This window comes from Sphingomonas sp. Root710 (genome assembly GCF_001429065.1).
GTDB lineage: Bacteria > Pseudomonadota > Alphaproteobacteria > Sphingomonadales > Sphingomonadaceae > Rhizorhabdus.
Genome location: NZ_LMIB01000001.1, coordinates 983,472 through 1,009,176, shown reverse-complemented (window position 1 = coordinate 1,009,176; position 25,705 = coordinate 983,472). Strand labels below are relative to the sequence as shown.

The window sequence follows — 25,705 nt, the reverse complement described above, 5'->3', positions numbered from 1 at the left end:
ATCGCTTCTTAAGAAGGTTGTGGGATAGGCGGGGACATGCTTAGGATGCTAGCGATCCCCTAGTGGAGTCAGGATCTAGTTTATGACCAAGTTGACCGGCGGCGACTCTAAGAGCACGCTTTACTGCTCATTTTGCGGGAAGTCGCAGCACGAAGTCCGCAAGCTGATCGCCGGCCCGACGGTTTTCATCTGCGACGAATGCGTCGAGCTCTGCAACGACATCATCCGCGAAGAGACCAAGGGTGCGCTCGTCAGCAAGAAGGATGGCGGTGTCCCGACCCCGCATGAGATTTGCGAGCATCTCGACCAATATGTGATCGGCCAGGCGAAGGCCAAGCGGGTCCTGTCGGTCGCGGTCCACAACCATTACAAGCGGCTCAACCATGGCGCGAAGGGCGCCGATGTCGAGCTGGCCAAATCGAATATCCTGCTCGTCGGCCCCACCGGCTCGGGCAAGACGCTGCTCGCCCAGACAATGGCGCGGCTGCTCGACGTGCCCTTTACCATGGCCGACGCGACGACCCTCACCGAAGCCGGCTATGTCGGCGAGGATGTCGAGAACATCATCCTCAAGCTGCTCCAGGCTTCCGACTATAATGTCGAGCGCGCGCAACGCGGCATCGTCTATATCGACGAGATCGACAAGATCAGCCGCAAGGCGGACAATCCCTCGATCACTCGCGACGTGTCGGGCGAGGGCGTCCAGCAGGCGCTGCTGAAGCTGATGGAAGGCACGACTGCCAGCGTTCCGCCGCAGGGCGGGCGCAAGCATCCGCAGCAGGAATTCCTGCAGGTCGACACCACTAACATCCTGTTCATCTGCGGCGGCGCGTTCGCGGGTCTCGAAAAGATCATCGGCGACCGTCTCCAGGGTAAGTCGATCGGCTTCGGCGCTTATGTGGCCGCGCCCGAGGAACGCCGCACCGGCGAGACGCTGCAGCAGTGCGAGCCCGAGGATCTGCTGAAGTTCGGCCTGATCCCCGAATTTGTCGGCCGCCTGCCGGTGATCGCGACGCTGATGGACCTCGATGAGGCCGCGCTGGTCGAAATCCTGTCCGCGCCGAAGAACGCGCTGGTCAAGCAGTATCAGAAGCTGTTCGAGATGGAGGGCGTGAAGCTCGGCTTCACCGATGACGCGCTGATCGCGGTCGCCCGCAAGGCGATCACCCGCAAGACCGGCGCGCGCGGCCTGCGCTCGATCCTCGAGGGGCTGCTGCTCGATACGATGTTCGACCTGCCGTCGATGGACGGCGTCGACGAGATCATCGTCGACAAGGACGTGGTCGAAGGCCGCAAGGACCCGGTCCGCGTGTTCTCGAAGAAGAACAAGGAAAAGGCCGGCGACGCCGCCTGATCCTTCGGGATATCCGGTAAAGAAAAGGGCCGTCCGGCGATCCGGGCGGCCCTTTCTTCATGGCCTACGTCATCCCTGCGCGGGGATGACGCGGCACAGGCTACTTCCCCGGCACGCCCAGCATCTGCGCGGCCTGATCGAAGCGGGCCTGTTGCCGGGGATCGTCCTTGAACGCCGCTTTCGCGCCGTTCACCGCGCTGCGCGCGCCGGCCGGATCGTTGAGCTGCATCCGCGAGCGAATCAGCATGATCCAGCGATCGGCGTCGCGCGGATTGGCCTCCAGGCGGGCGGCGAGGCGCGCAACCATGCCGCGTGCCATATCGTCCTGCTCCGACGGCGTCATGCCGGTCGCGGCCTTAAGGTCGGCGGCAGTCGGCCCGGGAATGCCGCCCGTCGCGACGTTGTCAACCGGCGCGGGCGTGGGGCTCTGCGCGACCGAAGGCGGACGAAGGCGGCCCGTGATGTCGATCTTGTTGTCAGTGGATATCTTCGCGATCAGGTCGCGGACCGGTTGTTCCCACGACGCCCCCGCCGGGCTGTCGTTGAGCAGGCTGATCAGCTGGTCCACCGCGCCCTTGCTGTCACCGCCCTCGTTCCGCTTGACCGCCAGGAAATAGCGGGCCCGGAAATCCTTGGGGTCGATCGCCAGCGCCTTTTTGAACGAGGCTTCCGCTTGCGGGATCACTCCGCCCGGACCGGTGAGCACCTGCACCTCGCCGAGCGCCGACCAGTATACCGCATTGTTCGGATCGATGCTGGTGGCCCTGGCATAGGCTTTCACGGCGTCGGCGTAGCGGCCGACATTATAATAGCCGAGGCCGAGCAGGTTCCAGTTTTCGGCGTTGTCGGGATTCGCGGCCAGCTTCTTCTCAAGGCCGGAGATCGCAGCGGAAAGGTCGCCGGCCGCGGGCATCGCCTCCGGCGAAGGAGATTCGCTGCTGCTGCTGCCCGATCGCATCGTCGCGATTGCCACGGCGGCGAGCGCGATCAGGGCCGCGAGGATCAGCGCGACACGCGCGAACGGCAGCGAAAACCCCTTATTTGCGGCACTGTCCTTCGTCACATTTCTCTCCGGATTCGAGCGTAATAGGCTTTGATCTCCAAATGTAACGAAAGTCTAGCGGAACGCGTCGAAGCTGATAGAGTAGGGCCGGGGCACAACAGGGAAATTTCGACGGTCACAGGGCCCGTTGGAATATTCTGTGCCGCTATGTCGGTCGCTGGTGCAGCGGCGCAGAACGGGGCAGGGGGAATCAGTGGCGGATACCTACCGTATTGCCATCGTTGGCTCAGGGCCGGCGGGGCTTAGCGCGGCGGCGCACGCGGCGAAGCTCGGCCTGTCGCATATCCTGCTCGAAAAGACCGACCATCTTTCTGATACGATCTTCAAATATCAGAAGGGCAAGCACGTCATGGCGACGCCGAGTCAGCTGGTGCTGCGCTCGGACATCGAGTTCGACGCGGGCAAGCGCGAGAAGATTCTCGGCATCTGGGACGAGCAGACCGCCGCCGCCAAGGTGAATGTCCGGCTCAAGAGCGAGGTGAAGACGATCACCGGCGCCAAGGGCGACTTCACCCTGACCCTGACAGACAAGACCGAGATCAAGGCCGAGAACATCATCCTGGCGATCGGCACCCAGGGCAACCCGAACCTGCTGCGCTGCCCCGGCGCCGACCAGAACCACCTTCAGCTGCAATATCAGCTCGACGACCCCGGCGAATATGTCGATGAACATATCACCGTGATCGGGGCGGGCGACGCGGGTATCGAGAATGCGCTGGGCCTCGCCGCCGATCTGGCGCAGGGCAACATCGTCTCGATCATCAACCGCACCGCGGACTTCAGCCGCGCCAAGGGCGCGAACGTGAAGCTGCTGATGCAGGCGCGCGACGAAGGGCGGATGAACGTCATCACCGACGCGACGCCGAACCGGATCGAAGCGGGCCACCTCGTCCTCGACACCCGCGATGGCGAGGCGCGCATCCGCTGCGACCGGATCATCGCCCGCATGGGCTCCGCCGCCCCGCGCAAGTTCATCGAGGAATGCGGGATCGAGTTCACCAGCGCCGACCGTGAGGCTTTCCCCAAGCTGTCGCCGCAGTTCGAGACGACCAACCCCGGCATTTATGTCATCGGCGCGCTCGCGGGCTATCCGCTGATCAAGCACTGCATGAACCAGGGCTATGACATCGTCGAGTTCATCAACGGCAATCTCGCCCTGAAACCCGCCGACGAACCGATCCTCGAGGGCAAGTTCGTCAACCTGCCCATCCGCAAATCGGTCGACGAATGGCTCGAGTTCATCCGCACCAACGTCACGATCCTCAACGATCTGTCGCCACTGCAGATGCGCGAGTTCATGCTCGACTCGGACGTGCGCTTCTATGGCAAGAACGACATCATCTTCGAGAAGAACGCGCCGGGATCGTCGCTGTTCTGCATCGCGCAGGGCTCGGTGGACATTCCGCTGCCCGATGGCCGCTCGACGGGCATCGTCATTCCCGAAGGCTCGATCTTCGGTGAGGTCGGCCTCGTCTCGGGCCGCCGCCGCGGCTCAACGATCCGCTCGATCGCCGAGACCGTCGTGGTCGAGATCCCGCGCAACGCGATCCTGAAGCTGATGGCGTCTGTGCCGGGCGTGAAGCGCGCGGTGACTCGCATCTCGACCGAGCGTCAGCTGCTCCAGATGTGGCAGTCGGGCCTCCAGCCCGCCGATCTGGCAGAGGTGATCGAGAGCGCCGAGATCAAGGCCGTCCGCGCGGGCGAGGTGATCTTCCGCGAGGGCGAGGAAGGCAAGGACGTCTATGTGATCCGCTCGGGATCGGTGGTCGTCGAGAAGTCGATCGGCGGCAAGCCGGTGTTCCTCTCCTACATCCCCGCCGGCAATTATGTCGGCGAGCTCGAACTGTTCGACAACGGCATCCGCAAGCAGACGGTGCGCGCCGCGGTCAAGTCCGAGGTGATCAAGCTTGAGGGCGAGGCGTTCCGGCGGTTGCTGGAGGCCAAGCCGCAATTCTTTGCCAAGGCGAAGGTCGCTATCGGCGAGCGCGAGGATCTCGCCTCGTTCATCGAGGCCAAGAAGGACAGTTTCGCCAGCGTCGTCGACATGTATTCGTCGGTCGCCAACTTCCTGGTCGACAATGGCGTCGGCGAGGCCACCGACGTGCTGCTGATCGACGAGAATCTCTGCGTCGGCTGCGACAATTGCGAGAAGGCCTGCGCCGACAGCCATGACGGTATCTCGCGGCTCGACCGCGAGGCGGGACGCACCTTCGCGCATCTCCATGTCCCGACCAGCTGCCGGCATTGCGAGCATCCGCACTGCATGGCCGATTGCCCGCCGACCGCGATCCACCGCGGTCAGGATGGCGAGGTCTATATCGACAACACCTGCATCGGTTGCGGCAATTGCCAGCGGAACTGTCCCTATGGGGTGATCCGGATGGAAAAGGAGCCGCCGAAGAAGCCGAGCTTGTGGAAGTGGTTCCTGTTCGGACAAGGGCCGGGACCGGGCGAGCCGAGCCATGAATGGGCCTATGCCAATTCGGGCGGGGTCGAGAAGGCGAAGCGCGCGGTGAAATGCGACATGTGCTCGGGTATCGAGGGCGGCCCGAGCTGCGTGCGCGCCTGTCCGACGGGGGCGGCGATCCGTGTCGCGCCTGAAGAGTTCCTGACGGTCGCCCGGTTGCAGCGGGACGACGCCTGATGGCCAGTAAATCGCTACGCCAGGCGACCACCGGTCGCGAGCGTGCCTCCGAGCATGAAGGTTTCCTGCGCTATCAGGGCTATAAATGGCTCAAGATCGCGCTGATCATCTCGGGCATTGCGCTGCTGATCTACGCGTTCAACGACGTCCAGCCCAAGCCCAATGGCGGCAGCATCTACGGCTATGTCACGGGCACCATCGGGGTGGGCCTGATCCTGTGGCTGACGATGCTGGGCGTGCGCAAGCGCCAGATCACGCCGGGCCGCTGGTCGCTCAAGAGCTGGACGTCGGCGCATGTCTATCTGGGCCTGTCGCTGATCGTGATCGCCACCCTCCATACGGGTTTCGACCTCGGATGGAATGTTCACACCCTGGCCTATGTCCTTATGATGCTTGTGATTGCATCGGGCATTTTCGGGATCGCGGCCTATGCCTCGCTGCCCCAGGCGCTGTCGGCCAACCGGGGTGAGACCACCCAGCTGCAGATGCTCGACAATCTGCGGATGCTCGACCGTCAGCTCAACGAGGCGGCGCAGCCGCTCGACGCCGAGGGCGCCGCGATCGTCCAGATGGCGTTGCACGACGATCCGTTCGGCGGCGGCATCATCGCACGGCTGACCGGCCGCTATGGCAAATGCGGCACGCGCGCGGCGCTCGCCGCGGTCCGCGCGCATCCGTCGCGCGGCGAAGCACAGGCCGATCCGCTCGATCATGTCGAAGTGCTGCTGGAGCGCAAGCGTTCGTCGCTGTCGCGGATACGCAAGCATCTGCGCCTCAAAGCGCTGCTCGAGGTTTGGCTGTACATCCATGTGCCGCTGACCTTCGCGCTGATCGCGGCGCTGTTCGTCCACATCGTCGCCGTCTTCTATTACTGGTGAGAACGCGCACATGAGCTTCATCGTTCGCACGGTAGCGCGCACCGCCGACGGGCGCGACATCGTCCGCCCCAAGAGCTTCGACAAGGCCGAACTTAGCATCGGCCGCAGTCCGTCGAGCGACATTCACCTTCCCGACCTCGCGGCGGCGCTCAATCATGCCGTCGTCCGCACCGCGCCGGGCGGCTATGTCGAGCTGGTCGCCACCGCCGGCATGCCCTTCGTGGTCGACGGCAAGCAATCCGAACATGAACGCTTCAGCGCGGCGCAGGGCGCCGACGTCCGCATCGGCAGCCACGCCCTGTCCTTCGAGCCCGGCGAGGGCGATGAAAAGGGCAAGGTCGTCATCACCGTCGCCCGCGTCGGTGCGATCTCCAACGCCTCCGAGGACAAGGAGGAGGCGCGCGTCTTCTCGCTTGCAAGCACCTTGCCCGGCAAACGCCCGCTTGCATGGGCGCTCGCGCTGATCATCCTCGCCATTTTCCTGATCTGGCCGCTGGTCTCGATCCATACCCAGCCGACCGACGCGACCCGCAAGGTCGCCTTCCACGCGGATGAAATGTGGACCTCGGGAAAGCTGTCGCAGGTTCACAAGAGCCTCGAGAATAATTGCCAGGCCTGCCATGTGAAGGCTGGCGAGGCGGTCCGCGACACCGCCTGCGCCGCGTGCCACACCAAGGTCCACGACCATGCCGACCCCAAGAAGCTCGCCGAGGCGCGAGGGTCGCTGGGCATCGTCGGCGGCACCAAGCAGTTTGTCGGCGGGCTCTTCGGCATCCAGCCGGGCCGCTGCGTCGAGTGCCATACCGAGCATCAGGGCACGACCGCGATGCCCGTCACCGACGAGCGCTTCTGCACCAATTGCCATAACGACATGAGCAAGCGGATCGATACCGCGCTCAAGGACACCGCGGACTTTGGCGAAAAGCACCCGCAGTTCGCACCGACGATCCGTTTCGCCGGAGCGGACGGCGCGCCGATGTTCCGCCGGGTCTCGCTCGATGCGAACCCTAAGGAAGACAACGGGTTGAAATTCCCGCACGACATCCACCTGTCGGCGACCAATGGCGTCGCGCAGATGGCGAAGACGCTGGGTAAGGGCGAAGGCTATGGAGCGCCGCTCGACTGCGCAAACTGCCACACCCGCGACGCCACGGGGAACAGCTTCGCCGCGGTGAAGATGGAAACCGCCTGCGGTGCCTGTCACTCGCTCGCCTTCGATCAGGTCGGCGGAACGGTCCGCACGCTGCGCCACGGCGAACCCGCCCAGGTGGTCGCGGATATCCGCGCCTTCTATCGCGCCGGCGCGCCGCGCACCGCCGCGTTCCAGGGCATGGAGCGCCGCCGTCCGGGCGACTTCGCGACCTCGGGCCAGCGGATCGACTTCGCGCAAACGAGCGCGATGCACATCGGCAACGCCGATCAGGCGATCCGCGCGGTCTTCTCGAAGGGCGGGGCCTGCTTCGACTGTCACGTCGTGCGGCCGACCGGCAATGCTGCGGTGCCGTTCGCGGTCAAGCCGGTGGCGCTGACGACCCGTTACATGAAGAAGGGCTGGTTCGATCACGCCGCACACGACACCGAGAGCTGCAGCAGCTGCCATGCAGTCAAGCAGTCTCACTTCGCGTCGGATGTCAGCCTGCCGAAGCTGGCCAAGTGCCAGGAATGCCATGGCGGGCAGGACGCCAAGAAGGAAGTGCCGTCGGCCTGCGCGATGTGCCACGACTATCATATGACGGCGTTCGCGCCGCTGATGGTCCGCAACAACCGCGCGCGTGGCAAGGCGATCGAGCATATCGAGGAAAAAGCGCTCAAACAGGCCGGCAGCGGCGCTTAACCTCTGCTTTACCCCCTTTTTACATTCGCTGTGTAGGAGATCACAGCAACGGGCATTGGCACATGATGAGGTGCGGACGCGTTGGGAGTTGAGCCGGTGCCAGCCGGCGGAGTGAAGGGACCTTGTCATGCTGATCGCGCAATTGACCGACCTGCATATCGGGTTCGACCTCGACAATCCCGACGAGTTCAACTTCCGTCGCGTCGCCTCCGCCATCGATTATGTGAAGGGCCTGGCGGTGCCGCCGGACCGGCTTTTCCTAACCGGTGATCTGACCGACCATGGCGACGCCGCCAGCTATGAGCGGCTGAAAGGGCTGATCGCCGATTGCGATTTCCCGGTCCATCTCTGCGTCGGCAACCATGACGACCGCACCGTTATGAAGCAGGTCTTTCCCGACCTGCCCGTGGAGGACGGCTTCGTCCAATATGTCATCGACGAGCCCGAGGTTCGGATCATCGTGCTCGACACGCTCGATCCCGGCCATCATGGCGGGGCTTTCTGCCGTCGGCGCGCGGGCTGGCTGCGCGCCCGTCTGGCGGAGGTTCCGGGCAAGCCGGTGCTGCTCGTGCTCCACCATCCGCCGATCGAGACCGGGATTCCGTGGATGACCGCGCATCCCACCGAACCCTGGGTCGTGATGCTCGACAAGGCGATCGGGGATCGGTCCGACGTCATGATGATCACCGGCCATATCCATCGCTCGATCACGACCCAATGGCATGGCCGCATGCTCGCGGTCGCGCCATCGACCGCGCCGCAGGTCGCGCTGGAAATGGCGCCGATGGACCCCGCAACCCCCGACGAGCGGCCGATGATCGTCGCCGAAGCGCCCGGCGTCGCGCTGCATCTGTGGACCGGGGAGTTCTTCGTCACCCACCATGCCCAGGTCGGTGCGCCCGACGTGCTCGCGCGCTACGATCGCAACCTCCAGCCGCTCGTTCAGGCGCTGGCCGAGGAGCATGACACGGTAGAGCCCGGCGCGGCTGCGGCCTGACTCAGCGTTTGCGGACGAACTCCGCGCGCAGCACCAGCCCCTTGATCCCTTCGTAGCGGCAGTCGATCTCCTGCTCGTCGCCCGTCAGGCGGATCGAGCGGATCACCGTTCCGCGCTTGAGCGTCTGGTTTGCGCCCTTGACCTTCAGGTCCTTTATCAGCGTCACGCTGTCGCCGTCGGCCAGCAGATTGCCGACCGAGTCCCGCACCTCCACGCCCGCGGCCGGGCTCGGCGCCTGCGCTTCGGCGGCGCTCACCCATTCGCCGGTCGCTTCGTCATAGATATAATCTTCGCTCATGTGGCTCCGCCGCTACCGCCGTTGATGATCTTGCGCCTACACGTTGCCCTGCGTCAGGCCAATGGCAGGGCACAGACCGTCGCGAGGAGCCGGCAAAAGGAGGTTACAAAAAGATCCCCCATGCGTTAGTCGCGGCGCAGGCGCGATAATTGATCGGACAGATTGAGAGATGTCGATGGAAGACGAGGATATCGCCGGCGGATCCGCTACCGGAAAGATTGCGGTTCCCCAGCATGTCCAGGATGCGATTCGTACCTTGATCCGCTGGTCGGGCGACGATCCCGACCGCGAAGGCCTGCTTGACACGCCAGCGCGGGTCGGCAGGGCGTGGAAGGAATATTGCGTCGGCTATGAGGAAGACCCTTCGCTCCACCTGAGCCGGACCTTCGAAGAAGTCGGCGGATATGACGAGATCGTCCTGCTCAAGGACATTCCGTTCCAATCGCATTGCGAACATCATATGGCGCCGATCATCGGCCATGCGCACATCGCCTATCTTCCCAATCACCGGGTGGTTGGCATTTCCAAGCTGGCCCGCGTGCTCCATGGTTTCGCGCGGCGCCTGCAGATCCAGGAGCGGCTGACGGCCGAAGTCGCCGACTGCATCTGGACGCATCTGGAGCCGATCGGCGTCGCGGTCGTGATCCAGGCGACACATGCCTGCATGACGGCGCGCGGCGTGCGCACGCCGGGCGTCGGAATGACGACCAGCCGCATGATGGGCGTCTTCCGCGATGACGAGCGGAGCCGTAAGGAGGTGCTGAGCCTGATGGGACTCGGCAGTTGAGGATGTCGAAGATGCGTGGATTCAAGATTCTGGCCATTGCAGCTGTATTGCCCGGAGTGGCGTTCGCCGCCCCGACGCCTGCGCCCAAGCCCGCTCCCGCCGCGAAGCCGGCGCCGTTGCCGCTGGCCCCGGGAGTCCGGCGGATCACCTTGTCGGCCGAGGGCCGGACGATCGCCCAGCGCATCATGAGCGTGCCCGATCCGCGTGTTGGACAGATCCAGAGCGAGATTTTGTCGATCCGCTCCGAGAAGCTGAAGATGATCAGCGGTCCCACCATCGACGTCGAGGCGCTCGAGCCGATATTGCGCCGCGAGGAGGCTTTGCAGACCGAATTGCGGACCCGGCAGAACGATCGGTTGATGACCTTGCTGCGCGCGCTGTCCGATCCCGATCGCGTCGCGCTGCTGCAGAATCTCGCCAATCCCGCCAAGCCGCAGAGCTCGAAGCCCGAACCCGCCCATTGAGCGCGCCGTCGATCGTCTGGTTCAGGCAGGACCTGCGTCTGACGGATCAGGCCGCGGTGGCGGCTGCGACCGCGGAAAGACCCTGGATCGGGCTCTACGTCCTCGACGACGAGGCGCCCGGCCATTGGGCGATCGGCGGTGCCCAGCGCTGGTGGCTCCATAACAGCCTCGCTGCGCTCGGGCATATGCTGGCTGAAAAGGGCGGGCGGCTTGTCCTGCGCCGCGGCGATACCCGTACCGAACTTGGGAAGGTCGCGAAGACGATCGGCGCGGGTACGATCCATGCGCTGCGTCATTATGAGCCATGGTGGCAGGCGGCCGAACGGTCGGTCGGCGATGATTTCGATCTGCGCCTCTATGACGGCGGCAGGCTCGCGCCACCGGGCGGGGTGCTGACCGGCGCGCATGGCCGCTACCGCATCTTCACGCCCTATTGGCGCGCGCTGAAGGATCAGATGCCGCCGGGCAGGCCGATGCCCGCGCCTGACGCGATCAGCGCGCCGCATGTCTCGATCGACAGCGATGCGCTCGGCGACTGGAAGCTTCGGCCCTCCGCGCCCGATTGGGCGAAAGACTTCGATGTCTGGACCCCGGGCGAAGCGGGCGCGCGCGAAGCCCTCGACGATTTCCTGTCTGTGCTGGGCAATTATGACGAGGATCGCGACCGGCCCTCGGTCGACGGCACCTCTCGCCTGTCGCCGCATCTTCATTTCGGCGAAATCTCGCCGGCGACGCTGTGGTATCGCGCCGCGCGGCAGGCGCGGGCAGGGGCGGAGCCCTGGCTGCGGCAGATCGGATGGCGCGATTTCACCGCGAACATCGTCGATATCCTGCCCGATTATGGCGACGCCAATGGCCGCGACGCCTTCGATCATTTCCCGTGGCGCAGCGGCGCCGCAGCAGATCGCGACTTCGCTGCATGGACTCGCGGGAAAACCGGCTATCCGATCGTCGACGCCGGTATGCGCGAACTCTGGGCGACCGGCTTCATGCACAATCGCGTCCGGATGATCGCGGCCTCCTTCCTGATCAAGCATCTCCTGATCGACTGGCGGCGCGGGGAACGCTGGTTCTGGGACACGCTCGTCGACGCGGACTATGGCAACAATGCCGTCAACTGGCAGTGGGTGGCGGGAACGGGGGTCGACTCCAACCCCTTTGGCCGGATCATGGCGCCGCTCGTCCAGTCACCGAAATTCGATGCCGGCGGCTATATCCGCCAATGGATTCCAGAGCTTGCCGACATCGATGGCGAAGCCGTCCACGATCCGCACGGGGCAGGCCTGTCGCCTGCCGGCTATCCAATGCCGATCATTGGTCACCGCGAGGCCCGGGAGCGGGCGCTCGCCGCATCGAAGCGCTGACGAAATAGTTCGCCGCCGGTGCAACAAAGCGTCTTTCTCTCCCGTATCCCCCGATATATGCGGCATAAAGTCTTGCCGATCTGGGGAATAGGACGGACAGCTTAGATGAATGCCCAGCCACCCGTGCGTGGACAACACCTTCTTCGCGCCGATCGCCGCTTTGCCACGGGTTCGAGCTGGTGGGCCCGGCTGCTGTCGCCCGGTTTCCAGCGCCTGCTCGATACGATCGACCGCGGACTCGAGGAGGGGGCGATCGAGGCCACGCTTCCCGACGGCACCTATCGCGTGCTGGGCGGGCGCAAGCCGGGGCCGGTCGCGATCGTCGAGCTGAAGAACTGGCGGCCGCTGGTCAGGCTGGTCACCACCGGCTCGGTGGGCTGGTACCGCAGCTGGGCCGAAGGCGAATGGACGAGCCCCGATCTGGTGCCGATCTTCGACCTGTTCATGCGCAACCGCCATCCGCTCGGCGAGCTGGGCCGCGCGCAGGGGCCGCTGCGGCTGTTCAACCTCGTCGGGCACGCCTTCCGCCGCAACAGCCGCGCCAACGCCCGCCGGAACATCGCCTTCCATTACGACCTGGGCAATGATTTCTACGAGCTGTGGCTCGACCGGACGATGAGCTATTCCTCGGCGCTGTTCGAGGAGCCGATCGGTGCGGCCGAACCGCTGGAAATAGCGCAACATCGCAAGATCACCGCGCTGCTCGACCGCCTCGATCTCAAGCCCGGATCGAAGCTGCTCGAGATCGGCTGCGGATGGGGCGGCCTCGCCGAGGTCGCCGCGCAGGATTATGGCGCGGACGTCACCGGCATAACCCTGTCGGTCGAGCAGAAGGCGTGGGCCGACGAAAGGCTCGCCAGGGCGGGGCTGTCGGACAAAGCTCGCTTCGAGATTTGCGACTATCGTGACGTTCCGGGCCAGTTCGACGCGGTCGCCAGCGTCGAGATGGTCGAGGCGGTCGGAGAGAAATATTGGCCCGCCTATATGGAGGCGATCGCCCGGGCGCTGAAGCCCGGCGGGCGCGCCGCGATCCAGTATATCTCGGTCGATGACGCTATCTTCGAAAGTTATCGCACTGACGCGGATTTCATCCAGACCTATATCTTTCCGGGCGGCATGCTGATTTCCGAAAGCCGTTTTCGTGCGGCGGCGGAGAAGGCGGGGCTGCGCTGGGAAAATGTCCACAGCTTCGGCCATCACTATGCCGAAACGCTGCGCCGCTGGCGGGTGAGCTTCGACCAGGCGGTCGCTGACGGCCGTCTGCCGCAGGGCTTCGACGAAGCCTTCATCAAGCTGTGGCGCTTCTACCTGATGTATTGCGAAGGCGGCTTCGACGGCGGCGGCATCGATGTCGCGCAGGTGACCTTGGTGAAGGCTTAAGCTGAACCAGGGTCATCCTGAACTTGTTTCAGGATTCACCCATCATCCGCAACGCCGCTCTTGTGACGCGGGATGCTGAACCAAGTCCAGCATGACGTTTATTTGGGCCTCAGGCCTCGACGCGGATCCGTGTCCCGGTCTCGAAGCCGTCGGCGATCAGCCGGGTGATCGCATCGCCCACCACCTCGGGGCCCTTCAACGTCGCGGCATCCTCACCAGGGAAGGCCTGCGCACGCATCTTGGTCGCGGTGGCGGCAGGGTCGACGATCGCGACCTTGACCTTGCTGATATTGGCGACTTCGGCGCCATAGGCGAGCAGCAGATTGTCGAGCGCGGCCTTCGACGCGCCATAGGCGCCCCAATAGGGACGGGCGTTCGCGCCGACCGAGCTGGTCACGCCGATCACCGACGCATCGGCGGACGCGCGGAGCAGCGGGTTAAACGCCGAGATAAGCTGCTGCTGTGCCATGACGTTCAGCGTCAGCAGCCGGGCGAACTCCTTGGCGTCGATCGCGGTTACCGGGGCCAGGGTGCCGAGCATCGCCGCGTTGAGCACCAGGATGTCGAGCGCGTCCCATCGCCCGCCGATCGCCTCTGCCAGGCGCGCTATGCTGTCATTCTCGGCCAGGTCGAGCGGGGCGATCGTGGCATTGCCGCCCGCCGCGTGGATGCGCTCTTCGACTTCTTCCAGCCCGCCCACCGTCCGCGCGGTCAGGATGACGTGCGCGCCCGCCTTGGCGAGTGCTTCGGCGGTCGCCGCGCCGATGCCGCGCGACGCACCGGTGACGAGCGCCAGCTTGCCGGAAAATGGAGTTGCCATGATGTCGTTCTTCCGCTGGTCGTCAGGCGACGACGCGCTCGCCGTGCAGGGCAAGCTGGTCGGTCGGGATCAGCTCTTCCTGATCGGTGAGGTGGGTCGGATAGTCCCCGGTGAAGCAAGCGTCGCAATAGCTCGGTGCGCGATCGTCGCGGACATCCTCGCCCAGCGCCTTGTACAGGCCGTTGATCGAAACGAAGGCCAGGCTATCCGCGCCGATATAGGCCGCCATCTCGGCGACGTTCATCTGTGCGGCGAGCAGCTTGGCGCGTTCGGGCGTGTCGACGCCGTAGAAGCAGCTGTGCCGGGTCGGCGGGCTGGCGATGCGCAGGTGCACCTCGCGCGCGCCGGCATCGCGCAGCATCTGCAGGATCTTGACGCTGGTGGTGCCGCGGACGATCGAATCGTCTATCAGCACGATCCGCTTGCCGTCGATCAGCGCCCGGTTCGCATTGTGCTTCAGCTTGACGCCGAGGTGACGGACCTGATCGCCGGGCTGGATGAAGGTGCGCCCGACATAGTGCGAGCGGATGATGCCCAGTTCGAACGGTATGCCCGATTCCTGTGCGTAGCCGATTGCCGCCGGGGTGCCCGAATCGGGGACCGGAATGACAAGGTCGGCCTCGACGCCACTCTCGATGGCAAGCTGCGCGCCGATCGCCTTGCGGACATTGTAGACCGAGGAACCGTCGACGATCGAATCGGGGCGCGAGAAATAGACATGCTCGAAGATGCAGGGGCGTGCGCGGAGATCGGCGAAAGGCCGGATCGACCGCAGACCGCTTTCCGACACGATCACGATTTCGCCGGGGTCGACCTGACGGATGAAGGTGGCACCGACGACGTCGAGCGCGACCGTCTCCGATGCGAAGATATAGGCGTCGCCGATACGGCCGAGGACGAGCGGGCGGATGCCGAGCGGATCGCGGCAGGCGATCATGCCTTCGGGCGTCATGCAGATCAGCGAATAGGCGCCTTCGACCTGCTTGAGCGCATCGATGAAGCGATCGAGCAGGGTGCGGTATTTCGACATCGCGACGAGATGGATGATCGTCTCGGTATCGCTGGTCGACTGGAAGATCGAGCCCGAGCGGACGAGATCGCGCCGCAGCTTCATCGCATTCGAGATATTGCCGTTATGCGCGATCGCGAAGCCGCCCGACGACAGTTCGGCAAACAGGGGTTGAACGTTGCGCAGCGAGGTCTCGCCCGTCGTCGAATAGCGGACATGGCCGCAGGCGACCTGGCCCGGCAGGCCGCGGATCACCTCGTCCTTGTCGAAATTGCCCGCGACATGGCCCATCGCGCGATGGGTGTGGAAATTATGCCCGTCCCAGCTGGTGATGCCGGCGGCTTCCTGGCCACGGTGCTGCAGGGCATGGAGGCCCAATGCCACCATGGCCGAGGCGGTCTCGGCGCCCCAAATACCGAAAATGCCGCACTCTTCGCGCAGCTTGTCATCGTCAAACGGATGCGTGGTGAGCATCGCGAATCCCATCGCGGTGGCTGATGAGGCCGCATATAGGGGGCGGACTTCGGTTTGTCGCCCCACTGTCACATGAATTTTGCGGTGCACCCGCATTTATCCACACCCTTGCTTGCCGAAGCGCTTTCGCGCATCGCCGGCGCATGAGCCATGATATCGAACAGGATCAGGAACAGGGCAGCCTGCTGAACCCGCGCTATGACGCCGCCGGACTGATCACCGCAGTCGTCACCGATCACGGGTCGGGCGACGTGCTGATGGTCGCGCACATGAACGCCGAGGCGCTGGCGGCGACGCTGGCGAGCGGCGAGGCGACCTTCTTCTCGCGGTCGCGCGGGCGGCTGTGGAAGAAGGGGGAGACGAGCGGCAACGTCATGCGCGTCGTAGAGGCGCGCATCGATTGCGATCAGGATGCGGTGTGGCTGCGCTGCGAACCGGCGGGCCCGGCCTGTCATACGGGCGAAGCGAGCTGTTTCTATCGCCGGATCGACAATGGCGATGGCGCACTGGAGCGTGTCCAGGATCGTCCCGATCAGGGACAGTCGCTTTACGACTAACGTCCAATTGTCAATCGATTGCGTATAAGGTCGAATATGCGCGGCAAGGGGTGACTTCCGTCGCTTTCGATGCCGGTAGCGCATTGGTGACGAACATGGCCTGTGACATAGCGTATCCCCTGGCGGCGACCGATGCCGACAGGTTCAGTATTTCCGAATTGTCGGACGAGTTCGGCATCAGCGCCCGGGCGCTGCGTTTCTATGAGGAAGAGGGGCTGATCGCCCCGGCGCGCGAAGGCGTGACGCGCGTTTATTCGCGGCGGGATCGCGCGCGCGTTGCTTGGATTTTGCGGGGCAAGAGCGTCGGCTTCAGCCTCGACGAGATCGGCGAGATGCTCGATCTTTACGATCTCGGCGATGGCCGGGCGACTCAGCGCCGGGTGATGGCGCAGCGCTGCCGCCAGCGCGCCGAGGCGCTTCGGGCTCAACTTGCGGACCTTCAAACGATGATCGGCCGTCTGTCCGACTTTGCGGAGAGTGTCGAAGGCGACTGACCCGAGGCCGCAGCAGGGATCGTTACGTTGCGTTAAATATCGCCGGATTAACCTATTTTTTAGATTACTGTGCGGTGGCGGCTATGGCATCTAGCTGCAATGGATGACGGCCCAAGAGAGATTCGCTTGCGCGGCAGGCTGGTCGACAGCCTGTACACCGAAGCCATGGTGCTCGCCGACGAGGCGCGCGCCTATTTCGACCGTCAGGGCCGCGAGGATCGCGAAGGGCTGGACCCGGTCGCCCGCGTCACGCTGAGCTGCGAATCGCTCAAGATCACCACCAGGCTGATGCATGTGCTCGCCTGGCTGCTCACCGAACGCGCGATCGAATTGGGGCAGATGGAATCGGAGGAAGCCGCCGCGTCTGCCCGCCGCCTTGGGGACGCCGCACCGAGCGACGCCGGGTCGGTCGAAGGACTGCCGGCGCCCGCCATCGCGCTGATAGACGCCAGCCAGGATCTCTATGCGCGCGTTCGGCGGCTCGAGGCCGAGGCCCCTGAGGCCGCGTCCGGCGTCAGCCCGGCGCTCAGCTTGCTCGACAGGCTGGAACGGGCCTTTTAAATGACCGGAAGCGGGGCAGGCGCCGGCGCAGGCCGGCAACAGGGAAGCATGCGCCATGCCCGACAGGGATAAAGGCTCGATCAGCAGCATTTCGGATATCGCCCGCCTCGCGGGCGTTTCCGCCTCGACCGTGTCCCGCGCGCTCGCGGGCAGCAAGATGATCAGCGCCGATACGCGCATCCGGATCAACGAGCTGGCTCGCGAACATGGTTTCCAGCTCAACCAGATGGCGCGCAACCTGCGCCTCAAGCGGACCAACGCGATCGGCATCATCTTTCCGCTCGGCCATGAGGTCGGCCAGCTTGTCTCCGATCCATTCTTCATCACGATGCTGGGGCAGATCGCGGATGGCGTCACCGGGCGAGGCTATGACCTGATGCTCACCCGGGTGATCCCTGCCGACCAGGATTGGCTCGAAGCGCTGGTCAACTCGGGCCGGGTCGACGGCGTGATCATCATCGGTCAGTCGAACCAGGAGGCCGCGCTTCGCCGGGTGGCGTCCGGCTATCAGTCGATGGTGGTGTGGGGGCAGCATAGCGACGGGCAGGGCTATTGCTCGGTTGGCACCGATAATATCGCCGGCGGCGCGATGGCCACCAGGCACCTGATCAATGGCGGGCGTCGGCGCATTCTCTTTGCCGGTCATGCCGACGTACCCGAAATCAGCGCGCGTTATGATGGCTTTCTGACGGCGCATCAGGAAACGGGCATCGGCCCGGCGGGCGTCACGGCTGCCCCGCTCACGCCTGAGGGCGCCTACGCAACCATCGCCGATTATCTCGCCGGCAATCCTGCACCCGACGGTATCGTCGCGGCGTCCGACGTCATCGCCATCGCGGCGATCCGCGCGCTCGCGGATCACGGCCTGAGCGTGCCCGGCGACGTCGCCGTGGTCGGCTATGACGATATCCCGCTCGCCGCGCAGACCGCGCCCGCGCTGACCACTGTCCGGCAGGATCTCCGGCAGGGTGCCGGGCATCTCGTCGAAAGCCTGTTCCGCCGTCTGAGTGGGGAGCTGTGCCCGCCGGTGATCATGGCGCCCGAGCTGATCGTCCGCGCCTCCGCGCCGTAAAACGAGGCTTTCTCGCAACTTGACCATCAAAAAGGATCGCGTCGCCGCGTACGAATGGATTGCGATCGATTTATCTTCGCACTGCAAACTAATCCATGTCAGGGGCGCATGCGTCGTGCCGTTTGAAGGGGATAAGGATGGCGAGAGCGATTTTGCGGACAGGAGCGATTCTGTTGTCAACGGCGGCCGCGCCGCTCTCGGCGCAGACGCCCGGGGCTCCGCAGACCGAGCCGCGCCAGATCACCGACGATCAGGTGATCATCGTCACCGCCGTACCCCGCAGCCAGAACCGCCTCGACAGTAGTCTTTCGGTCTCCACCTTGAGTCCCGGCCAGATCCAGATCGCCTCGCCGCGATCGGCGGGCGAAATTTTCCGCAACATTCCGGGCATCCGTGCGGAAAGCTCTGGTGGCGAGGGTAACGCCAATATTTCGGTGCGTGGCCTGCCGCTTGCCTCGGGCGGGTCCAAATATCTCCAGCTTCAGGAAGACGGCCTGCCGATCCTCCAGTTCGGCGACATCACCTTCGCGAACGCCGATATCTTCCTGCGCGCCGACCTGAACGTACAGCGGATCGAGGCGGTGCGCGGCGGAACGACCTCGAGCTTCGCGTCGAACAGCCCGGGCGGCGTCATCAATCTGATCTCCAAGACCGGTGATCGGACCGGCGGTGTCGTCCAGGTCAGCGGTGGTCTTGATTATGAGGAATATCGGGTCGACGCAGATTATGGCGGCCGGATCGGCGAGGATTGGACCTGGCATGCCGGCGGCTTCTATCGGCGCGGCGAGGGCCCCCGGAAGACCGGTTACGACGCCAATCGCGGCGGGCAGATCAAGGCTAATCTTACCCGGAAATTCTCCAGTGGTTTCGTAAGAATATACGTTAAATATCTGAATGATAAGACGCCATCCTACCTGCCGACCCCGGTGCGGGTGACGGGGAGCAATGGCGATCCGACCTATCGCAGCATTCCCAATTTCTCTGCAAACGACGCCACGCTGAACTCGCGCTATCTGCGCAACCACCTGACGCCGGGCCCCCGCAATCAGCCCGAGACCAACGATCTCGCCACCGGCATGCATCCAGTGGTCAAGCAGATCGGTCTGGAGGCGCGGATCGAGCCGGGCGATGGCTGGACGATCAACGAGCGCTTCCGCTACGCGGACATATCGGGGCGGTTCATTGCGCCGTTCCCCGCGGTGGTCGGCGACGCGGCGACGATCGCCGCCGCGCTGGGAGGGCCGGGTGCGACGCTGAGCTATGCGACCGGGCCTGATGCGGGCGGCATGATCGCCACACCGGGTACGCTCAACGGCAATGGCCTGCTGGCTGAGGCGGTGATCTTCGACACCAAGCTCAACAAGCTCGACAATATCACCAATGATCTGCGCGCGATCCGCGATATTCAGCTGGGCGACGGCAAGCTAAGCCTGACCGCCGGTCTGTTTCTGACCCGGCAGAGCATCGACACCGACTGGCTGTGGACCAGTGTCGTGTCCGAAATACGTGGCGACGGCCGGGCGGCGCTGATCGACATCCGTGACGCCGCGGGCGTGCTGCAGACCGATCAGGGCGTCTATGGCTATGGCGCGAGCTTCTTCGGCAATTGCTGCCGCCGCCATTATGACGTCACTTACAGCATCGCCGCGCCCTTCGGGGCGCTCAGCTACGCCGTCGATGGCTGGACCTTCGCGGGCAGTGTGCGCTGGGACAAGGGCCGGGTGCGCGGACATGTCGCCGGCAGCGAATTGGGCCTGACCGGATCAGCCATATCGTCGGTCGACGTCGATGGCGACGGCGTGATCTCCGCTCCCGAAACCCGCACCACCGCGACCCCTGCGATCAGCGCGCCGGTCCGCTATGGCTATGACTATCTCTCCTACTCGGCGGGCGTGAACTATCGGTTCGCGCCGCCGGTGTCGGCGTTCGTGCGCTATAGCCGGGGCGGGCGGGCCAATGCCGACCGGATATTGTTTGGCCCGGCGCTGCGCACCAGCGACGGCGGCCTGTCCGATCGCAGCGCGGCGGTAGATTTCGTCCGTCAGGCCGAAGCGGGGCTCAAATATCGCGAACGCTATGTGACCCTTTTCGTAACCCTGTTCCATGCGCTCGCATCCGAGCAGAATTTCGAGGCGACGAGCCAGCGCTTCCTCGACCGTCGCTACCGCGCTTATGGCCTCGAACTCGAAGGCAGCTACCAGATCGGCGGCTTCAGCATCACCGGTGCGGGCACATGGACCCGGGCGAAGATCACCAAGGACCGCATCACGCCAGCCAATGAAGGCAATCGGCCCCGCCGCCAGGCGAAGCTGGTCTATGCGGTGACACCGCAATATCAGCACGCCTTCTTCACTATCGGCGCCAATCTGATCGGCACGGGCAGCAGCTATGCACAGGACAATGGCGGCCTGAAACTGCCGGGCTACACCCAGGTCAACGCTTTCGTCGCAGTCCAGCCGATCGCCGACCTCATCCTGTCGATCAGCGCCAACAACCTGTTCGACGTGAAGGGCTTTACCGAAGCGGAAGAGGGAACGATCCCCGCCAACGGCATCGTCCGCGCGCGTTCGATCAACGGGCGGACGCTGTCGGCATCGGCACGGTTGAGTTTCTAGGAACGCCTATCGGCTCGGCTTCCAGGTAAACACCCGCCACAGATACCAGCCGCCCATCGCGAGCAGCAGCAGGGTGGAGCCGACGCCGAGCCAGGCTTCCATTTCGGCGAAGCGGGTGCCGAGGACCCAGCCGCCGATCGCCAGCATGGCCGACCAGCCGATCGTGCCGATCGACGACCAGATCACGAAGGGCAGGAAGCGCATCCGCATCAGCCCGGCGGGGATCGAGATCAGCGACCGGACCGTGGGCAACATGCGTCCGACGCAGACGAACAGATAGCCGTGCCGCATGAACCAGCGCTCGCCGCGATCGACCTCCGCCCAGTCCATCGTCAACCAGCGACCGAAGCGGTCGACCAGCGGCTTGAGCCGGGCGAGGCCCAGCCAGCGCGCGGCGAGATACCAGACGATATTGCCGAGCATCGCGCCCGCGCTGCCGAACAGGATCGCGGGGATCAGCGCCATCGTGCCCTTGGCGGCCTGCAGCCCCGCCATCGACATGATCACTTCGGACGGGATCGGCGGGAAGATCGTCTCGCCGAACATCAGCAGGAAGACCCCGAGATAACCGCCATCGGCGATCATCTGCTGCACCCAATCGGTCATCAAACGCTCCGCTTACCCGTACGGCCCGATCAGCGGACCTTCGATTCGATGGCGTCCCATATCAGCGCGGGCGTGTCGGTACCGTTAAATCCGTCGATCGCGACGATGCCGGTCGGCGAAGTGACGTTGATTTCGGTCAGATGCCCGGCAATCACGTCGATCCCGACGAACAGCAGCCCGCGCGCGGCGAGATCGGGGCCGAGCGCCTCGCAAATCTCGATCTCGCGCGCCGACAGGTCGGTGGCATCGGCGCGGCCCCCGGCGGCGAGGTTCGACCGGATCTCGCCCGCTTTGGGCAGTCGGTTGATCGCGCCAGTCACCTTGCCGTCGATCAGGACGATCCGCTTGTCGCCCTTCGACACGTCGGGAAGAAAGGCCTGAACCATGAAAGGTTCGCGCCACACCTGGCCGAACAACTCGGTCAGCGCGGCGAGGTTGGCGTCGTTGCGGCCGACATGGAACACCGCCGATCCGGCATTGCCGTAAAGCGGTTTGACCACCACCTCGCCATGTTCGGCGTGGAAGGCGCGGGCGTCCTCGAGCCGGCGGGTGATCATCGTCGGCGGCATGAAGCGCGCATAATCGAGAACAAACAGCTTCTCGGGCGCGTTGCGCACCGAGGCGGGGTCGTTGACCACCAATGTATGGGGCTGGATGCGCTCAAGCAGATGCGTCGCGGTGATATAGGCGAGGTCGAAGGGGGGATCCTGTCGCATCAGCACGACGTCGACATCGTCGATCAGGTCGAGGATCACCGGCTCGCCATATTCGAAATGGTCGCCTTTCACCCGCTGCAGCCGCTTGATCGGCCGCGCTGGGGCGGACACGCGCCCGTCGCGATAGCAGAGATCGCCCGCCTGATAATGCCAGAGCTTATGCCCGCGTGCGATTGCGCTCAGCATGACCGCGAAGGTCGAATCGCCCGCGATGTTGATCGTCTCCAGCGGGTCCATCTGGACGGCGACATTCAGCGACATAGACGGACTCCGGTGGTTTCGGCGGCTTAACTAGGAGTTGGGAGGGGAGGGCGCAATGACTAGCATCCCACGATCGTCATCCCGGACTTGATCCGGGATCCCGCTTTTCTTGCCAAGATTGGAGAAAGAAGCTGGATCCCGGATCAAGTCCGGGATGACGAAAGAGCGAAGTTGGCAGCCGGGCGTCACCCATGCCAGACATTCTTCAGATGCACCGGCATCCGCCACGGCCGCACCAGCATCACGTCGATCCGTATCTCGTCGACCCCCGCGCCATAGCGGGCGATCAGTCCCTCTGCGGCGGCCGCGACGCGGCGCAGCCGATACTCGTCTATCGCGAGCGCCAGTGCCGCGGCATTGCCGCGCGTCTTGACCTCCACAAAGGCGAGCACCTTCCCGCGCCGGGCGATCAGGTCGATCTCACCGCGTTTCGTGCGGACCCGCTCGCCGACGATCCGCCAGCCCTGCAGGCGCAGCCACCAGGCGGCGAGACGCTCGCCGTGGCGACCCTGGCGTTCGGCGGCCTGCCGGTTCAATCGCCGTCCTTGATCGCCATCGCCCGTGTGTAGAGGTCGCGGCGGTTGAGACCGGTGGCCTTGGCGACCTCGCCCGCCGCCCTGGCGACCGGTAGATGGGTTAGCGCAGCGCGGAGCAGGGCGTCCGCATCCGCTTCGGTCGCGGCAGGGGCGGGGCCGGGCGGGCCGACGATGACGACGATTTCACCCTTCGGCCCGGCTTCGGCATAGCGCGCGGCAAGGTCTGCAAGGGGAGCCGTCACGGCTTCCTCGAAGGTCTTGCTGATCTCCCGCACCACGGCGGCGTCGCGTTGGCCCAGTCCGTCGGACAAGGCCTTCAGCGTCGCGCCGAGGCGAGGGCCCGACTCATAGAGGATCAGCGTGGCGCGGACGGCGGCGACTTCGGCGATAGCCTCCTGTCGCGCCTTTTCCTTTGCGGGCAGGAAGCCGAGAAAGAAAAAGCGGTCGGTCGGGAGGCCCGCGAGCGTCAGCGCGGCCACTGCCGCGCAGGGGCCGGGAATGGTGGTGACCGCGATTCCGGCCGCGCGTGCGTCCCGGACGAGCTTGTAGCCCGGATCGGAGATCAACGGCGTGCCCGCATCGGAGACGAGCGCGACCGGTGCGGCTGCCATCCGGGCGATCAGGCCGGGGCGCACCTTATCCGCGTTGTGATCATGATAGGGGGTCATCGGCCGCTTGGTCCCAATGCGCTGGAGCAGCTTGGCGGTCACGCGGCTGTCCTCGACCGCGATCAGTTCAGCCCGCGCCAGAACCGACGCGGCGCGCGGCGAAAGATCGCCCAAGTTGCCGATTGGCGTAGCGACGATATACAGGCCCGGGGGAAGCGGCGTTTCCGGCGGCAGGGCATCGGCGACGTCTGGTTCGGCAATTTGATTCATAAGGCAGAATAGATGGCAGAGGCCCCCGCGTACAGGCAACCGCGATATGCATTTGGGAAATGGGCGGCGCTTGGCCTGTCGGTGCTGCTGGCGAGCTGCCAGATGGTGCCGAAGGGAAAGCCCGGCCCCGTGGCCCCACCACCGCCGGTCGAAGCTCCGGCCGATGATGGCCTGCCCAGGGATCAGGCGCGCCACCGCGTCGCGCTGCTGGTGCCGCTGAGCGGATCGAACGGCGCGGTCGGCCAGTCGATCGCCAATGCCGCGACGATGGCCTTGATCGATACCGGCAACAAATCGGTGCGGATGACCACCTATGACACCGGCGCGGGTGCCGCCGGCGCAGCCGCGCGCGCGCTGGCCGACGGCAACCGCCTGTTCCTCGGTCCGCTGCTGTCTGAGGATGCTGCCGCGGTCGCGCCCGCCGCGCGCAAGGCGGGGGTGCCGGTCATTTCCTTTTCCAACGACGCCGCCGTCGCCGGTGACGGGGTGTTCGTGATGGGCTTTTCGCCCGCCCAGTCGATCGATCGCGTGGTGCGCTATGCGCGCGGAAAAGGTATCCACCGCTTCGCCGCGCTGGTACCGGCGGGGGTCTATGGCCGCAACGCATCGACCGCGATGATCCGCTCCGTCGAGGGCGCGGGCGGCACGCTGGTCGCGATGAAGAGCTATACGCGCAACGCCAAGGCGATCGAGAAGTCGGTCGCCGAACTGGGCCGCAACCAGGGCTATGAAGGCGTGCTGATCGCCGATACCGCGCGTCTCGCGGTCAGCGCGGTGCCGCTGATCCGCAAGAGCAGCAGTCCGCAGGCGCGGATATTGGGCACCGAATTATGGGCGGCGGAGCCGGCGGCGCTGAACGCAGCGGCGCTCGGCGGCTCATGGTTCGCCAGCGTATCCGACGCGCGCTATCGCCAGCTGGCCGGGGCCTATCGCCGCCAGTTCGGCAAATCGCCCTTCCGGCTCGCGAGCCTCGGCTACGACTCGATGCTGCTGGTCGTGAGCATCGCGCGCGACTGGAGGGTGGGCGACCGTTTCCCGGCGGATCGGCTGCGCGACGAGGACGGCTTCGTAGGCGTCGACGGCGCCTTCCGCTTCGGGGCGAGCGGGGTCGCGCAGCGCGCGCTGGAAGTGAACGAGGCCAGCCCGGCGGGTGTGAAGACGGTCTCGCCCGCACCCGCCAACTTCCAAGGCAAGGATTGAGTTTCCCTGCCGAAATAATCGTCATGCTGAACCAGTTTCGACATCCGCCCTGCCACAGGGGTTCGGTGTAGAGGAGTGTATTCCGAAACGAGTTCAGGATGACGGCTTTTGCAGAGCCTTGGCCTTCACCCACAGCGCTTCCTTCTCGTCGAGCGAGAGTGCGGCAAATGCGTCGCCCGCCATGTCCTCCATCGCGCGAAAGCGTTTCTCGAACTTGGCATTGGCCGCGCGAAGGGCTGCTTCGGGGTCGATCCCCAGCTTGCGCGACCAGTTGACCACCGCCAACAGCAGGTCGCCGATCTCCTCGGCCTGATGCTCGGGTGAGACGGCATCGCGGACCTCGTCGATCTCCTCGACGACCTTGGCCAACGCGCCGTCCGCGTCGGGCCAATCGAAGCCGGTCCGCGCCGCGCGCTTCTGCAGCTTATCGGCGCGCAGCAACGCGGGAAGGGCGGAGGCCACCCCGGCCAGCGCGCTGTCGTCCTCGGCACTGCCCGCGCGTTCGGCGGCCTTGATCTCTTCCCAGCCGGGGCTCGGGCCGTCGCCGAAGACGTGCGGGTGGCGGCGGATCATCTTGGCGCTGATCCCGTCGAGAACGTCCTTCAGTGAGAATGCGCCGAGCTCTTCGGCCATGCGGGCGTGGAAGACGACCTGAAGCTGGAGGTCGCCGAGTTCGTCGCGCAGCGCGGCCATGTCGTCTCGCTCGATCGCGTCAGCCACTTCATAGGCTTCTTCGATCGTATAGGGCGCGATAGTGCGGAAATCCTGCTGAACGTCCCAGGGGCAGCCGGTCTCCGGATCTCGCAGACGCGCCATGATGTCGCGAAGTTCTTCAATCATCGG

General features: G+C 65.0%; 24 protein-coding genes. 15 read left to right on the top strand and 9 right to left on the bottom strand.

Annotated features, from left to right (window positions below; all coding sequences use genetic code 11):
- Window positions 1–82 precede the first annotated feature (82 nt).
- Window positions 83–1,354 (top strand): ATP-dependent Clp protease ATP-binding subunit ClpX, encoded by a 1,272-nt coding sequence (gene clpX / locus ASE00_RS04665; protein ID WP_056377992.1) that lies wholly within the window; start codon window positions 83–85, stop codon window positions 1,352–1,354.
- 100 nt (window positions 1,355–1,454) lie between these two features.
- On the opposite strand, the gene ASE00_RS04660 is transcribed toward clpX, so the two are convergent.
- Complete coding sequence (locus ASE00_RS04660) at window positions 1,455–2,417, bottom strand: tetratricopeptide repeat protein (protein ID WP_056377991.1); 963 nt, start codon at window positions 2,415–2,417, stop codon at window positions 1,455–1,457.
- A gap of 193 nt (window positions 2,418–2,610) precedes the next feature.
- On the opposite strand from ASE00_RS04660, the gene ASE00_RS04655 reads away from it, so the two are divergent.
- From ASE00_RS04655 to ASE00_RS04640, 4 genes are all read left to right on the top strand, one after another.
- Complete coding sequence (locus tag ASE00_RS04655; RefSeq protein WP_056377990.1) at window positions 2,611–5,061, top strand: cyclic nucleotide-binding domain-containing protein; 2,451 nt, start codon at window positions 2,611–2,613, stop codon at window positions 5,059–5,061.
- Window positions 5,061–5,939 carry a hypothetical protein gene (locus ASE00_RS04650; RefSeq protein ID WP_056377989.1) on the top strand — a complete coding sequence of 293 codons (879 nt, stop codon included), beginning with the start codon at window positions 5,061–5,063 and terminating at the stop codon, window positions 5,937–5,939. Before ASE00_RS04655 ends, ASE00_RS04650 begins: the two co-directional genes overlap by 1 nt.
- Before the next feature lie 10 nt (window positions 5,940–5,949).
- Window positions 5,950–7,773 (top strand): cytochrome c3 family protein, encoded by a 1,824-nt coding sequence (locus tag ASE00_RS04645; protein ID WP_056377988.1) that lies wholly within the window; start codon window positions 5,950–5,952, stop codon window positions 7,771–7,773.
- A 127-nt stretch (window positions 7,774–7,900) separates the two neighbouring features.
- The gene (locus tag ASE00_RS04640) at window positions 7,901–8,770 is read left to right on the top strand and encodes a metallophosphoesterase (protein WP_056377987.1); all 870 of its coding nucleotides are present in this window, start codon (window positions 7,901–7,903) and stop codon (window positions 8,768–8,770) included.
- A 1-nt stretch (window position 8,771) separates the two neighbouring features.
- On the opposite strand, the gene ASE00_RS04635 is transcribed toward ASE00_RS04640, so the two are convergent.
- On the bottom strand, window positions 8,772–9,068 hold the full coding sequence (locus tag ASE00_RS04635) for an alkylphosphonate utilization protein (protein ID WP_056377986.1): 297 nt from the start codon (window positions 9,066–9,068) through the stop codon (window positions 8,772–8,774).
- 169 nt (window positions 9,069–9,237) lie between these two features.
- On the opposite strand from ASE00_RS04635, the gene folE reads away from it, so the two are divergent.
- The 4 genes from folE to ASE00_RS04615 all read left to right on the top strand — a co-directional run bounded on the left by folE (window position 9,238) and on the right by ASE00_RS04615 (window position 13,063).
- Window positions 9,238–9,855: a GTP cyclohydrolase I FolE gene (gene folE, locus ASE00_RS04630; protein WP_056377985.1), complete on the top strand. Its 618-nt coding sequence runs from the start codon at window positions 9,238–9,240 to the stop codon at window positions 9,853–9,855.
- 11 nt (window positions 9,856–9,866) lie between these two features.
- The gene (locus ASE00_RS04625) at window positions 9,867–10,319 is read left to right on the top strand and encodes a hypothetical protein (RefSeq protein WP_162256405.1); all 453 of its coding nucleotides are present in this window, start codon (window positions 9,867–9,869) and stop codon (window positions 10,317–10,319) included.
- Window positions 10,316–11,683 (top strand): cryptochrome/photolyase family protein, encoded by a 1,368-nt coding sequence (locus ASE00_RS04620; protein ID WP_056377983.1) that lies wholly within the window; start codon window positions 10,316–10,318, stop codon window positions 11,681–11,683. The genes ASE00_RS04625 and ASE00_RS04620 overlap by 4 nt, the downstream gene beginning before the upstream one ends.
- Window positions 11,684–11,788: 105 nt before the next feature.
- Entirely contained in the window at window positions 11,789–13,063 is a 1,275-nt protein-coding gene (locus tag ASE00_RS04615; RefSeq protein WP_056377982.1) for an SAM-dependent methyltransferase, read from the top strand.
- 109 nt (window positions 13,064–13,172) lie between these two features.
- Here ASE00_RS04615 and ASE00_RS04610 read toward each other — a convergent pair whose 3' ends face one another.
- Complete coding sequence (locus ASE00_RS04610; protein ID WP_056379313.1) at window positions 13,173–13,883, bottom strand: SDR family NAD(P)-dependent oxidoreductase; 711 nt, start codon at window positions 13,881–13,883, stop codon at window positions 13,173–13,175.
- Between the two features lie 22 nt (window positions 13,884–13,905).
- Complete coding sequence (gene purF, locus ASE00_RS04605) at window positions 13,906–15,366, bottom strand: amidophosphoribosyltransferase (RefSeq protein WP_082594557.1); 1,461 nt, start codon at window positions 15,364–15,366, stop codon at window positions 13,906–13,908.
- Window positions 15,367–15,509: 143 nt separating this feature from the next.
- Here purF and hisI point away from each other — a divergent pair, with 143 nt between their 5' ends.
- From hisI to ASE00_RS04580, 5 genes are all read left to right on the top strand, one after another.
- The gene (hisI, locus tag ASE00_RS04600) at window positions 15,510–15,923 is read left to right on the top strand and encodes a phosphoribosyl-AMP cyclohydrolase (protein ID WP_056377980.1); all 414 of its coding nucleotides are present in this window, start codon (window positions 15,510–15,512) and stop codon (window positions 15,921–15,923) included.
- 95 nt (window positions 15,924–16,018) lie between these two features.
- Window positions 16,019–16,417, top strand: coding sequence for a MerR family transcriptional regulator (locus ASE00_RS04595; RefSeq protein WP_056377979.1), 399 nt, complete (start codon window positions 16,019–16,021; stop codon window positions 16,415–16,417).
- 99 nt (window positions 16,418–16,516) lie between these two features.
- Window positions 16,517–16,978: a DUF1465 family protein gene (locus ASE00_RS04590; protein WP_056377978.1), complete on the top strand. Its 462-nt coding sequence runs from the start codon at window positions 16,517–16,519 to the stop codon at window positions 16,976–16,978.
- 55 nt (window positions 16,979–17,033) lie between these two features.
- Window positions 17,034–18,050: a LacI family DNA-binding transcriptional regulator gene (locus ASE00_RS04585; RefSeq protein ID WP_056377977.1), complete on the top strand. Its 1,017-nt coding sequence runs from the start codon at window positions 17,034–17,036 to the stop codon at window positions 18,048–18,050.
- 173 nt (window positions 18,051–18,223) lie between these two features.
- Window positions 18,224–20,665, top strand: coding sequence for a TonB-dependent receptor (locus ASE00_RS04580; RefSeq protein ID WP_321164003.1), 2,442 nt, complete (start codon window positions 18,224–18,226; stop codon window positions 20,663–20,665).
- Window positions 20,666–20,671: 6 nt separating this feature from the next.
- On the opposite strand, the gene ASE00_RS04575 is transcribed toward ASE00_RS04580, so the two are convergent.
- The 4 genes from ASE00_RS04575 to rsmI form a co-directional block, all read right to left on the bottom strand.
- Window positions 20,672–21,271, bottom strand: a complete 600-nt coding sequence (locus ASE00_RS04575; protein ID WP_056377975.1) for a DedA family protein — start codon at window positions 21,269–21,271, stop codon at window positions 20,672–20,674.
- Between the two features lie 29 nt (window positions 21,272–21,300).
- Window positions 21,301–22,248: a glutathione synthase gene (gene gshB / locus ASE00_RS04570; protein ID WP_056377974.1), complete on the bottom strand. Its 948-nt coding sequence runs from the start codon at window positions 22,246–22,248 to the stop codon at window positions 21,301–21,303.
- Window positions 22,249–22,433: 185 nt separating this feature from the next.
- Entirely contained in the window at window positions 22,434–22,784 is a 351-nt protein-coding gene (locus ASE00_RS04565; protein WP_056377973.1) for a YraN family protein, read from the bottom strand.
- Window positions 22,781–23,662 carry a 16S rRNA (cytidine(1402)-2'-O)-methyltransferase gene (gene rsmI, locus ASE00_RS04560; protein WP_056377972.1) on the bottom strand — a complete coding sequence of 294 codons (882 nt, stop codon included), beginning with the start codon at window positions 23,660–23,662 and terminating at the stop codon, window positions 22,781–22,783. The genes ASE00_RS04565 and rsmI overlap by 4 nt, the downstream gene beginning before the upstream one ends.
- 12 nt (window positions 23,663–23,674) lie before the next feature.
- On the opposite strand from rsmI, the gene ASE00_RS04555 reads away from it, so the two are divergent.
- Window positions 23,675–24,862 carry a penicillin-binding protein activator gene (locus tag ASE00_RS04555; protein WP_056377971.1) on the top strand — a complete coding sequence of 396 codons (1,188 nt, stop codon included), beginning with the start codon at window positions 23,675–23,677 and terminating at the stop codon, window positions 24,860–24,862.
- A gap of 93 nt (window positions 24,863–24,955) precedes the next feature.
- Here ASE00_RS04555 and mazG read toward each other — a convergent pair whose 3' ends face one another.
- Window positions 24,956–25,702, bottom strand: a complete 747-nt coding sequence (gene mazG / locus ASE00_RS04550) for a nucleoside triphosphate pyrophosphohydrolase (protein ID WP_056379311.1) — start codon at window positions 25,700–25,702, stop codon at window positions 24,956–24,958.
- Window positions 25,703–25,705 lie beyond the last annotated feature (3 nt).